Raw genomic sequence first — 11,907 nt, 5'->3', positions numbered from 1 at the left:
AATGGCACTTCACCTTGCTTGCGTTACCTGTAAAAAAGCGAAGGCAAGTGCCGCGACAAGCGGGACAAACGATGTTATCTTCTATGGCTCCGCTTTTTTGTTATCCATGTCTATCAAAAAATCCCTCTTTCATCCCCATAACCGCCATCAAGGTCAGTATGATTTTGATCGGTTGTGTCAGCACTCCCCTACCCTTTTACCGTTCATTCACGTCGATGATCAACAGCAGCATCGGATTGATTTTGCTGACCCGTTGGCAGTCAAAGCCCTGAATGCGGCGATTCTTAAGGCGGACTATGGCATTGATGGGTGGGATATTCCTGCAGGTCAGTTATGTCCACCAATTCCGGGGCGTGCCGACTACATTCATTATCTGGCGGATGTATTACGTCAGAGCCATCAAGGGAAACTCCCCAAAAAACAGCATCTGACAGTGTTAGATATCGGAACGGGTGCCAGTGGTATTTACCCGTTGTTGGGCGTTGCAGAATATGGATGGCGGTTTGTCGCAGCGGACATCAATCCAACCTCGTTGGAAAACGTCGAACACATTCTGGCGCGTAACAACACGTATGCACGCCAGATTTCTCTCCGTTTACAACCCCATGCAAATGCGATTTTTGATGGCATTATCAATGACGACGATTGGTTCGATCTGACGATGTGCAATCCTCCTTTTCATGGCTCACTCGCTGAGGCACAGGAAGGAACCCGACGTAAATGGACCAATTTGAACAAGGAAGCCCACGCCGAATCAGCGGCACCCGTCTTAAATTTTGGCGGTCAAGATGCTGAGTTGTGGTGTCCCGGTGGTGAATTAGCGTTTATCGAGCGCATGATCAAAGAAAGTGCAAAATACGCGTCACGTTGCTTCTGGTTCACGTGTCTTGTATCGAAATCGGCCAATCTACCTGTCCTTAAAACACGACTCAAGAACATCGGCGTCCAAGACCAACGCGAAATCGCCATGGCGCAAGGGAATAAACAAAGCCGCTTTCTGGCGTGGACTTTTTTGACGCCCACCCAACAAGCCGGATGGCGGAAATTACGCTGGTAATCGGCGTAGAAAACCCAATCTGTTCAGAAATCATTGATGATCGCTCCCGCTGTCATGGCTATGACATAGTTATCAGGCACAGTCAGAAACGGAAAACGGACTTCAGGTACGTGAAATGGCGTCCACAACCCTTTGATCCGTATCAAAAGACCGTAAAAAAAATAGGGGATCAATCGATCATCAGCGAAGGCTGCATGCATGGCAGCAACTAAAATGGAAGAACTAAAATTAGAGAAAACAGTCTAACTCTTATTATTTTTAAGCGATCGTCGTCTAGCTGTACGCAACCTCAAAATAATTAATTTTTAGATAATTTTCTATGGTCCTATTTTTGTCTTTTCTCCGCCGCCGACAAGCTGATTTTGGTTCTTAAATTATTCACAGGACATACCCCGACTGGCTTACAATCTGGGTCGCCTTCATTCTGAATGACGGCTTCACCCGCTGCAAAGACCTAGACGTGGGTGTGACCTTTAAGCTCAATGTGTCAAGGATAGCAATGAAACGAGTAGATGATTTCCGCCTGAAGTTAGGCAAAGATGAACTGGTTCCTATCATGATTGGTGGGATGGGCGTTGATATTTCCACTGCTGAATTAGCACTGGTTGCAGCACGTCTTGGCGGTATCGGTCACATTTCTGATGCGATGGTGCACGACGTTACGGACCGTCGTTTTGACACAAGTTACATCAAAGAAAAAACAAAGTACTACAAATACAATATCAACAACAGCGACAAGACAGATATCAAGTTCAACCTAGAACACTTGGCGGATGCGACGCGCATGCATGTCAGCAAAACCATGGAAGCCAAGCAAGGCTCCGGCATGATTTTTGTTAATTGCATGGAAAAACTGACCATGAACGGTCCGCGCGAAACCCTCAAAGTGCGCCTGGAGGCTGCGCTGGATGGTGGTATCGATGGTATTACCCTGAGCGCAGGTCTGCATCTGAGCTCTTTTGGTCTGATGGCTGAACATCCACGCTTCCGCGAAGCCAAATTGGGCATTATTGTGTCGTCCTTGCGCGCCCTGCAATTGTTCTTACGTAAAAATGCGAAATTAAATCGTCTACCAGACTACGTCATCGTCGAAGGTCCGTTGGCCGGTGGCCATCTTGGATTTGGTGATGATTGGGCAGAATTTGATTTACAAACAATCATCACAGAAATCGCTGCTTACCTGAAGGCCGAGCAACTGGATATTCCGTTGATTGCCGCTGGTGGTATTTTTACAGGCAGTGATGCGGTTTCTTTCCTCGAAAATGGGGCATCCGGCGTCCAAGTCGCTACCCGCTTTACCGTCACGAAAGAATGTGGCCTGCCTGACGACGTCAAGCAAGAGTACTTTAAAGCAAGCGAAGAGGACATCGAAGTCAACCACATTTCACCGACTGGCTACCCAATGCGTATGCTCAAGAGCACACCAGCCATTGGCGATGGCATCCGTCCGGGCTGCGAATCGTATGGTTATCTGCTCGATGGTAATGGGAATTGTGCGTATATCACTTCCTATAACCGCGAAGTCGCCGCGCATCCTGACGCGAAAAAAGTCGTGGTGATGGATAAGACATGCCTGTGCACACACATGCGTAACTTCAATTGCTGGACCTGCGGACAAACAACGTATCGCCTCAAAGATACAACCCGAAAATTGGCTGACGGAAGCTATCAATTATTGACAGCAGAACACGTGTTCCGTGATTATCAGTTCAGTACTGACAATCAGATCGCATTACCGGAATAATAAGGCAGACCACACCTCCGGTCACACTGCAATTCACGACGTCATCAACAAAAAAAACGCCGCTTTCGCGGCGTTTTTGCTTACTCAGCGTACCAATACCCTTGATTGACCCAATCAACGAGGGCGTCAACAAATGCAGCCAAGTGCAAGCCCTTCTCCAGAATGACCGCATCAACGATATCGTGATCACACAAAGCGATCACCGCATCACGGGCGGCAGCGCCAAACGCATAACGCTCGCCATCGACATAACACACCCCTTGATCAACCGTCTGATCGAGGTAAAAACAGCGTAAGCCTCCCGTACGACGTAACTCGCCGTTGTGCAGCATGTCGAGCAAGGCCTCGGGGGTGATTTCTTCATCGTCCTCGATCACCTGTAAATCCAGCTCGCACTTCGTTTTGGATAAAAAGGTCCCCACAAAGTCTGCCATCACTTGTTCGTCATCCAAGATTGATTGCATTTGTGCTTTCACCAAAGCCAGGTCGCTCTGGTTGATATGACCTTGCTTGGTGTGTAATGGACGTCCTGCGTCACTGATTAAGGCTGTTCCTACATCGTGATCAATCAAATAGTCGGCTAGCCCACTGAGCATATCGCGGGCAGATTTACTCCGAAAGCCGACCGAAAAACTCATTGAGTGTTCAAGGCAGATCCCTTCATGTGGGAAGCCGGGGGGAATGTAAAGGATATCTCCTGCAGTCAGCTCTGCATCAATGATTGCCTCAAAAGGCGCGGTATGGAGCAAGGCAGGATGGGCCGCAAACTGGTGGTGGTTGCCACGATCACCGACACGCCAGTGACGTCGTCCCGATCCTTGGCAGATAAAGACATCATACAAGTCGATATGCGGCCCTACGCCGCCACCTGTTGCGGCATAGCTGATCATGACATCATCCAGCCGCCATTTAGGGATAAAAGAAAACGCCTGCACCAGATCAGCGACATCCGGCGACCAGTGATCCACTGCCTGCACAACCAGCGTCCAGTCTTTTTTACCAAAGCGACCATAACTCTCAAATGGCCCCGTTTCCGCCTGCCAGACGCCGTCTTGCCGATAAATGACCCGCGATTCAATCTGCGGCTCGCAGGCCAAACCGGCTAGCTCATCGGGACGGATCAGGTCATAAAATCCCGGAAATCCCTGACGAATCAGGACCGGTTTCTTTTGCCAATAATGGGCAAGAAATTCTTCGACAGAAAAGTCACTGAGCTGGAGTGTCAACATGGCAAGCAAAAAAAGAGGCGAAAACACTCTTGTAGCATGCCCACTGAAACCGGCGTTTCAGCTAGATCAAGCTTTGCGCAAAAAGTAGATCAAATCCCTTACCACCGCGCAGTATGGTCTTCTGTCACCCCGACCAAATCCGTAATAACGCGCAACGGTGCATCACAATGCGCCCTCACCCAGCCTCGGAATGTGCCAATTGGCTGGATATAACGACTCGCAGCGATGAGCAAATTTTTATTTTCTTGGCGATAGCCTTCTGGCTGAAAATAGACATCTAACAAGCCATCGTCTGTCGTGATATGCCACATTCCCATGGGATCGGTCGGGTCAAAGTCAAAGTTTGCGGTCCCTAATCCGATGATCTCGCCATCGAGCCACAGCGCATTCTCATTATTGCCAAAATAACCTGCTTGTAGATTGAACCCAATCGCTCGACTATGCGCCGACGCCCAGCGCCATGCGGTGTCTCGCGCCAAAAACCCGTTGCTATAATCACTACTACCAACCCCACCATCAAGCAACCATCGTCTCCCCGCCACCTCCACCGATCCCTGCAAGGGTATCGCTGAGGATTTGACGGTCGCATGAACAGCCCCGCCCTCGACCGGTCCAATCGCTGTCAACGAAGGCGCAGCATCGTGCAGACACAAGGTCGCATGGAGCGAGAAATCATGACCAACAACGTCCAACGTCGCCTCGGCATCATGCGATATCGCAAAATGAATGTGCTTTCCCAAAAACCGAAAATGGCTGGCTGCACCAGATGAAGGATAGTCGTTGATACGCGCCGTCAGTCCCGGCACGCCGTCTTGCGAAAAATGACCAAGGAGGCGCTTTTGCTGTCGGTCGAAAACGTAGGCAAACGCGGTATTCGTCCACCCCACATCGACAATGGCCACGCCACAGAACAGGTCATCCGTCGCTAAGCCGAGGTATTGCCACCGTTTGTGGTGCGTATGCCGCCACCATCGTCCACGACGATAGGGAGCGCCTAACAGAGACCAGTCGATCTCAGGGATGGCACCGGTGTATTTCCCAAACGCTACAGCTCCTGCGGCATCAAGCACCTCGGCGGGGACTGGTGGTAGCGGTAATGTCGACATCCAATGACTCCTTCAAGCGCAATCGTGCGCTCATTGTGCATGATTCGGGTAGAGCAAGGCATCCAAATCACCGACGAGTTATTTTCCTGATAGCGCCAGAAATGAGGACAAGGGATACAATGGCGGGAAATTTACTGAATGAGTACGATGTTAACACCACTTGCACGCCCGCTCGCCTTTGTCGACCTAGAAACCACTGGCACGATTGCCACACGGGACCGAATTACTGAAATTGCCATTGTCACATACGATGGCATCAAGGTAGAGCGATGGAGCCAGCTACTGAATCCTGAAACCCCGATCCCGCCGTTTGTAGAGCAATTAACTGGCATTAGTGATGGGATGGTCGCAGGTCAACCGACTTTCGCTCAAGTGATGGACGACGTCCTTCAGCGCTTAGACGGCCATATTTTTGTGGCGCACAATGCCCGCTTTGACTATGGCTTTTTGAAAAACGAATGCAAACGTTTAGAGCGCTCATTTCGCTCAACAGTGCTATGTACCCTCAAATTGTCACGGAAATTATTTCCACAGTTTGCGAAGCATAATCTCGATAGCATCATGGAGCGTCACCATATTACGGGTGAAGGTGATCGCCATCGTGCCCTCTGTGATGCGGACGCGATCTACCAATTCTGGCGTGCGCTTGAAACATCGTTGCCTGAAGATCAATTAACAGCAGCAGTAAAAGAACTCACCACACGCTCCAGCCTACCACCGCATCTGGATGCCGATATTGTCGATCAAATTCCAAAAGGCTATGGCGTCTATCTGTTTTACGCAGAAAACCGCTTACCGCTCTATATTGGCAAAAGTAATACCTTACGCCAGCGTGTGCTTTCCCATTTTTCTTCGGACCATGCCATCGCGAAAGAGATGAATATCTCCTTGCAGGTGCGCGACATTGAATGGATCGAATGCGAGGGCGAAGTCGATGCTCTCATTACCGAAGCCCGCCTGATCAAAGAAAAGCAACCGACGCTCAATCGTCAATTGCGTCGTAACACGGAGTTTTGTTCATGGCGTTTGGTGGATATGGGATCAGGCCTATTACAACCACAACTAGCCTACGGACGAGACCTCGACCTCGGACGCCAAGAACAGCTCTACGGTTTATTTAAAAGTGGTGCCAGCGCCCGTGAATTTTTATTGCAAGCAGTCAAGCAATTCCAATTGTGCGCAGCCACACTCGGATTAGAAAAAGGTGGTGCAGGGAAACCATGTTTTGCTCGCCAGCTCAAGCAATGTAAAGGGGCGTGCGTTGGTCAGGAATCCCCACTTCAGCACAACTTGCGACTGATTGAAGCGCTAGGAGAAATGAAACTGAAAGCGTGGCCGTTCAATGGACCGGCAACCTTCAAAGAGGGAAACGTGTATCACGTCATTGAGGCCTGGTGTTATCTGGGGCGCGCCAAAGATGAAGCAGAAATCGCGACCTTACTCGCATCAGGCAAACCGCGATTTGACCGGGACACTTATCGCATCCTAGTCAAATATCTCAATCGCATGGAAGCATTAACGATTAAAAAATCAGCGTAATGCAGCGGCCGTCGAAGCAAGATGACCATCCGACGGTAATGCAGGCACATCAATCAGTTTCATCACCAAAGGATACACATCGACGTTATCAAAAGCGGGCAAAGTGATGTGTTCTTTGAATGCGGGACCATGGGCAATAAACAAAGCTCCCATTTCCTGACTCATTTGATCGTAACCATGTGCGCCGCCGTTGGCTTGAATCTTCGGATCTTCAGCGGCAAAGATCAGCCAACCCACGTCAGCAAGACAAACAATGCTTGGAACCCGTGGATTGTGTCCGTATTCATAGCGAGCAGGAATATCCGCTTTGTTCCAGCATTCCATATGCGCATGCTTTTTCACGAGCGCTTGGCTCACCAGTGATGCTTGACCAGGAGCTGGCTCGATACCCGCGTACGTCCCGGAAGTGATGACTTTCAACCGACTGGTATCGACCAGTTTGTTGAGATAAATCACACGATCAGCGCTGGTTGATGCCATCCCATGGTCAGACACGACCACGATATTGGCGTTGATATGGCGCGCTGCAAGGCCAGCGACCAAGCGACTCATCGCCTGATCCACTTTGCCCACGGCCTCGGTCACTTGCGGTGTATCAGGCCCAAACTCATGTCCCGCATGATCAACGTCATCAAAATACAGCGTAAAAAATCCGGCACGCTCAGCCGCAGGTTTATCCATCCAACCCAGTAATACATCAACGCGTTGAGCCGGTGGTAATTTACCATCGAAGGTACGCCAATCGCTAGGACGCACACCATGGATATCTGCCTCGGTTCCTGGCCAGAACATGGTGGCAGCGTGTACACCGTGTTTTTCGGCTGTCACCCAAACTGGCTCTGCCTGATCCCACCAACGGCGATCTACCACGGCCGTATGATTACCGAGGCTAAAATGTTGATCAGGCATCGTGGGGTCATCCATATTATTCCCCACAATACCATGATGATCAGGACGCAATCCGGTCACGAGTGTGTAGTGATTGGGAAAGGTAATCGATGGGAACGAAGGATGCATGACATCCGCCAACACGCCTTTGTCGGCAAGCGCATTGAGCGTTGGTGTCACACCGCGTTGCAAATAGGTCGGCTTAAAACCATCAATAGAAACCAGAATGACAGGTGTTTTTTGTGCCTGTGCCGTACTAACTGGCGCTTCCTGCGCTGTCGGTTTTAACGGTTGCTGGCAGCCAGATAACAGCCACATCAGCGATGCGCAGACAAGGAGTGGTATTGTTCGACGAGTGATCATTATTTTTTCGATGAAAGCACGGTAAATAAAAGACAAATTGTCCGCTGTTTAAATGACAGGATGATTAAAAATCTGCCGCAAATACGCAAGGAAGGTTTCGTCCGTGCAAAGGGTTTTACCGCTGGCGTCAGAGAGTTTCGCCACCGATTGCCCATTGCACGAGGTGAGTTTCATGACGATATTTAATGGCGTGATCCCGGTATCGTTGGTCAGATTGGTGCCAATGCCAAACGCTGGCATGGTGCGATCTGCAAAGTGTTGATAGAGCGAAAACGCCATGTCAAAGTCGAGTCCATCTGAGAAGACAAGACGTTTGGTATGCGGATCGATCCGTAACTTTGCATAATGCGCGAGGGCTTTTTCTCCCCATAACACCGGGTCGCCAGAGTCGTGACGTAAGCCGTCGAATAATTTCGCAAAATATAAATCAAAATCCGCTAAAAACGCATCCATCCCCACGACGTCGGTCAATGCGATACCGAGATCACCGCGATATTCTTGCACCCAATCTTCTAAGGCGGCTTTCTGAAAATCGCGCAGACGAACACCAAACGCTTGGTAAGACTGCAAATACTCATGCGCCATCGTACCTATCGGGAATAGTTTGTATTGTTTAGCCAGATAAACATTCGACGTGCCTTTGAAAAACTGCGGCACTTCACGGGCGAGTGTTTCCACCACTTCGTCATGCCACTCCCCAGAAAAACGGCGACGTAATCCAAAGTCAGAGAATTCAAATGGGTGAGCCAGCGCAGGCTCTTTTTCAAACGCACGAAGCCGTTCAATTTTCGCAGCAAGTCGCCGACGTGCCTCTGGAAGAGTATCGGGCGTTTGTAAGCGACGGAAATAAAGCTCGTTGACGATGTGCAGTACAAAGATCTCAAATCCCATTACATGAACTTGTGGCCCTTTGGCGATGATCTCCAACTGATCACCTTGCGTACTGACATGAATAAATTTTCTCTGGAAATGGAAAACGGTCAAAAAGTCCGTGAAGTCACTTTTAATGAACCGGAGAGAACGCAAATAATCGAGTTCCTCTTCCGTAAATCGCAACGTACATAAATAATCAATTTCACGTTCTACGTCGGCATACAGCTCAGCTAAAGGATAAGCAGGTGTATTGCGGCAGAGAAAGACATACTCGGTTTGTGCATCAGGATGCTTATGCAGTAAGGCCTGCCACATCGTGAACTTATAAAGGTCAGTCTCTAACAGACTGCGTACTACTGGTTTCATTGGTTTCCTTGGTAGGCGCAACGATCGCGCTGTCAGCAGAACGTCTGTGGTGGTGTATTTTCACCGACGAGCGTTCATGACCAACGCGACAAGTGAAGTGTCTCTGCAGTGTCTCTACAGTCGATCAGCCGTTTGCAATAGCGTTGGCATTGGCGTTGGCGATCAACTCAGCACGGACTTCCTCAGCGGTCGCGAGTCGTATGCCGAGTGCCTGCATCTCACGCAGAAAAGCAGTATGCACTTCTTCAAAGCCAGCAACCGGGCTCATACAATCGGTGATTAAAACAAGTTTTTCTCGGTCTGCAGGCGAACAGTGCGCGACGATATGTTCGGTACTGGCTTTTACACAATGGCTACTTGCCTCACCTGCAATGTAAATCCGGTCAGCTGCCCCTAAATTCTCGAGTAGTGATTGATTTAATTGGGTCTCTGGGTCGTGATCATCTGGCACTTCGGCCATCACCGCAGAATAATGCTCCGTCCAAGGATTCGATCCTTTGAGAATTTTTTGCACTGGCTTGCAATGGCGGTCTTCCCATTGGTTATAAGCAGCGCGAACATCGGCGTGAACGCCATGGCCCCACGTGCCGATCTCGCAATGAACAGGCCAGACCATCAACTGATAACGACCATTGATTTCAAGGGAATCGAGATAGCGTAACACCCGTGGTAGTGCACGGTGATCGCGTGGCACAAACTGCTGCGCCCGGACTGCCGCCGCAGAAATCGTGGTGAATGGTGCAACCTCACGCTGTTCATGCGTCATCCAAAAACTGGGATGGGCAATATCGTAGCGGTGATGCGCATCCAAGGTAATGCTGATGGCATCGAGACCTTCGCTACCTTGTTCAATCAATTGCGCCACGCGTTGCATGTCAGCGTGAGCACCTGGGACAGGTAAAGTCGGAAGAACGGGTCTGCCGCTGAGCGGGTCAGTGATCAGGTAAGACGCGGGGACATCGCAAAAATCGTTTTGCGGATCAATGAGCAAAAGGTGGTAGGTGTTTTTCATGAAAGTGATCCTGCATGCGTCGACGCCAGTGACTTTGGCTTAACGCAAAAATTGGGCTCAATTGTCATCGTATGACAGGCAAAACGCTATTGTACGCCTGCAAGAAAAGGACACCAGATAATCCACCAAAAAGACAAAACGCCGCTGAGACGACAAGGCGGCGTTTTTGTATGATTTATATCGTTTATTCCAAGAAATCGCTATAGTGACAATAGTGCGGAGAACTCTCCTACTCCTCCACTCTGTGTAAAACCGCCCACCGCGCCGCGCTGACGCCTTTTTCAAGACTAATGCGACTCACGATTTGCTCTAATTGCACCAGATTGTTGGGTGAAGCAATTAAATCTGCTCTGACCTCAAGCTGCCCACCAATCGGAATATCCTCGCTGTGCAAAGACTGTATGACCAATTGTGGCATACCGTTAAGCATGTGCAACATCAAGGTCCGCACGTGCACCTCGTCATCTGCCTGACAAACAATCGAGAGGCGGTACATCTGCTCAACTTCTGTGGCGCTTTCCATGCTTTGCTTGTTGATCATTTGTCCGACACTGCGCAATACCAAGTTAGCGCCCAAAATAACACAAGCCCCAATGGTGGCTTCTAGCAAATGCCCCAGTCCGGCTAATACGCCGATCGCCGCAGAGCACCATAGGGTCGCCGCCGTATTGAGTCCGCGGACATTGAGCCCTTCGCGCATAATGACACCCGCCCCCAGAAAACCAATACCAGAAACGACTTGCGCGGCAATCCGTGCCTGACCATCGGCGTTCCCTGCGATCACACCGACCGTCACAAAAAGACATGCGCCCGCCGCCACCAGCGCATTCGTACGCAATCCCGCCATACGTTGCCGCATCTGACGTTCTGCACCGATTAACGACCCCAAGGTCAACGCCAGTAAGACGCGAACCGTAAATACATCCCATTCCATCATCATTGATCTCCACTTTGCAAATGATGTTCTTTTCTCCCAATGACAAGCTCACCTGCGTGGTGTCATGGAAAAAACGAACAAAAGTACAGAAGATGAGAATGGCGTGAAGGCGATGGCATCAACCAAGATCAGCCATCGTTAAAAGACTAGATGGGATGAAATATTGATTGAGACATGGCTAACGAGCAAGCCCATCCACTATATCGACACTGACAACTGCTACCGTCCACGGTGGCATTCCTATATAAAAATAATGGGCGGATTGTAAGTGCGATGAATTTCTGGTGTCAACGTCGTTGACCGTCAAAACGGCGCCTATTTTGAGCAAAAAACACCGCTCAATAGGTCCGAAATAGGTTCGAAATAGGTTCGAACCACCCCAAAACGAGAAATTCACCCAAAATCACAAAATGTTCGCTTTAACTCATTTTATGAGAATTTTAAGTCACTTTATCAACATTTTAAGTTCGTTCTTCGCTATTTTGATGTTCGTTTATGTTCGTTTTAATGAAAATGAAAGAATTTGCTAGCAATCTTTTATGTCATCAACATGACATAAAAGAGAATTTTCATTCAATTCAATAATGTGTTGTATTCGCTCCGAATCCCTCTTTTTTTAACGAATTCGTCACAATCGGTTGTTAAGCTTCGCCGCGTTGATCTCTGAGCACAAAGTTGTATAGACGTATTTTAAAACGCGCATCACCTCGCATCGATAGACGTAATGAAAAAAACGATGCACCGCAAAGACAACACTCCATTTTTTAATCCAGTTATTTTGAAGGGAACTTCT

General features: G+C 49.2%; 9 protein-coding genes. 3 read left to right on the top strand and 6 right to left on the bottom strand.

Translation table 11 applies throughout. From position 1 onward, the window contains the following. Nucleotides 1–106 precede the first annotated feature (106 nt). Together rlmF and ACO0K2_RS06335 are read left to right on the top strand one after the other, a co-directional pair. Nucleotides 107–1,057 (top strand): 23S rRNA (adenine(1618)-N(6))-methyltransferase RlmF, encoded by a 951-nt coding sequence (rlmF, locus tag ACO0K2_RS06340; RefSeq protein WP_423016912.1) that lies wholly within the window; start codon nucleotides 107–109, stop codon nucleotides 1,055–1,057. 499 nt (nucleotides 1,058–1,556) lie between these two features. Then, complete coding sequence (locus ACO0K2_RS06335; RefSeq protein ID WP_423016910.1) at nucleotides 1,557–2,801, top strand: nitronate monooxygenase; 1,245 nt, start codon at nucleotides 1,557–1,559, stop codon at nucleotides 2,799–2,801. An 80-nt stretch (nucleotides 2,802–2,881) separates the two neighbouring features. On the opposite strand, the gene ACO0K2_RS06330 is transcribed toward ACO0K2_RS06335, so the two are convergent. Further along, complete coding sequence (locus ACO0K2_RS06330) at nucleotides 2,882–4,030, bottom strand: JmjC domain-containing protein (protein ID WP_423016908.1); 1,149 nt, start codon at nucleotides 4,028–4,030, stop codon at nucleotides 2,882–2,884. 98 nt (nucleotides 4,031–4,128) lie between these two features. After that, nucleotides 4,129–5,136 carry a DUF2804 domain-containing protein gene (locus tag ACO0K2_RS06325; protein ID WP_423016905.1) on the bottom strand — a complete coding sequence of 336 codons (1,008 nt, stop codon included), beginning with the start codon at nucleotides 5,134–5,136 and terminating at the stop codon, nucleotides 4,129–4,131. Nucleotides 5,137–5,274: 138 nt separating this feature from the next. Between ACO0K2_RS06325 and ACO0K2_RS06320 the strand changes: the two genes are divergently transcribed. Continuing rightward, nucleotides 5,275–6,675 carry an exonuclease domain-containing protein gene (locus ACO0K2_RS06320; protein WP_423016903.1) on the top strand — a complete coding sequence of 467 codons (1,401 nt, stop codon included), beginning with the start codon at nucleotides 5,275–5,277 and terminating at the stop codon, nucleotides 6,673–6,675. Here ACO0K2_RS06320 and ACO0K2_RS06315 read toward each other — a convergent pair. The 4 genes from ACO0K2_RS06315 to ACO0K2_RS06300 all read right to left on the bottom strand — a co-directional run bounded on the left by ACO0K2_RS06315 (nucleotide 6,667) and on the right by ACO0K2_RS06300 (nucleotide 11,111). Further along, nucleotides 6,667–7,926 carry an ectonucleotide pyrophosphatase/phosphodiesterase gene (locus tag ACO0K2_RS06315; protein WP_423016901.1) on the bottom strand — a complete coding sequence of 420 codons (1,260 nt, stop codon included), beginning with the start codon at nucleotides 7,924–7,926 and terminating at the stop codon, nucleotides 6,667–6,669. The genes ACO0K2_RS06320 and ACO0K2_RS06315 overlap by 9 nt on opposite strands. A gap of 48 nt (nucleotides 7,927–7,974) precedes the next feature. Continuing rightward, nucleotides 7,975–9,165: a nicotinate phosphoribosyltransferase gene (pncB, locus tag ACO0K2_RS06310; protein WP_423016899.1), complete on the bottom strand. Its 1,191-nt coding sequence runs from the start codon at nucleotides 9,163–9,165 to the stop codon at nucleotides 7,975–7,977. A gap of 124 nt (nucleotides 9,166–9,289) precedes the next feature. Continuing rightward, nucleotides 9,290–10,177 (bottom strand): cysteine hydrolase, encoded by an 888-nt coding sequence (locus ACO0K2_RS06305; RefSeq protein ID WP_423016897.1) that lies wholly within the window; start codon nucleotides 10,175–10,177, stop codon nucleotides 9,290–9,292. A gap of 229 nt (nucleotides 10,178–10,406) precedes the next feature. Further along, on the bottom strand, nucleotides 10,407–11,111 hold the full coding sequence (locus ACO0K2_RS06300; protein WP_423017468.1) for an MgtC/SapB family protein: 705 nt from the start codon (nucleotides 11,109–11,111) through the stop codon (nucleotides 10,407–10,409). Nucleotides 11,112–11,907 lie beyond the last annotated feature (796 nt).

Origin of the sequence: Undibacterium sp. MH2W (assembly GCF_049340215.1) — a bacterium.
In the GTDB taxonomy this organism is placed as follows: Bacteria; Pseudomonadota; Gammaproteobacteria; order Burkholderiales; family Burkholderiaceae_D; genus Undibacterium.
The sequence above is the reverse complement of the archived record's forward strand: the minus strand, read 5'-3'. Positions and strand labels throughout refer to the sequence as shown.

What these genes read in the sequence shown, in the direction of transcription:
- ACO0K2_RS06315 (WP_423016901.1), bottom strand. Translation starts at nt 7,926, where the DNA reads ATGATCACTCGTCGAACAATACCACTCCTTGTCTGCGCATCGCTGATG.
- ACO0K2_RS06320 (WP_423016903.1), top strand. Translation starts at nt 5,275, where the DNA reads ATGAGTACGATGTTAACACCACTTGCACGCCCGCTCGCCTTTGTCGAC.
- ACO0K2_RS06325 (WP_423016905.1), bottom strand. Translation starts at nt 5,136, where the DNA reads ATGTCGACATTACCGCTACCACCAGTCCCCGCCGAGGTGCTTGATGCC.
- ACO0K2_RS06300 (WP_423017468.1), bottom strand. Translation starts at nt 11,111, where the DNA reads ATGGAATGGGATGTATTTACGGTTCGCGTCTTACTGGCGTTGACCTTG.
- ACO0K2_RS06305 (WP_423016897.1), bottom strand. Translation starts at nt 10,177, where the DNA reads ATGAAAAACACCTACCACCTTTTGCTCATTGATCCGCAAAACGATTTT.
- ACO0K2_RS06330 (WP_423016908.1), bottom strand. Translation starts at nt 4,030, where the DNA reads ATGTTGACACTCCAGCTCAGTGACTTTTCTGTCGAAGAATTTCTTGCC.
- pncB (WP_423016899.1), bottom strand. Translation starts at nt 9,165, where the DNA reads ATGAAACCAGTAGTACGCAGTCTGTTAGAGACTGACCTTTATAAGTTC.
- ACO0K2_RS06335 (WP_423016910.1), top strand. Translation starts at nt 1,557, where the DNA reads ATGAAACGAGTAGATGATTTCCGCCTGAAGTTAGGCAAAGATGAACTG.
- rlmF (WP_423016912.1), top strand. Translation starts at nt 107, where the DNA reads ATGTCTATCAAAAAATCCCTCTTTCATCCCCATAACCGCCATCAAGGT.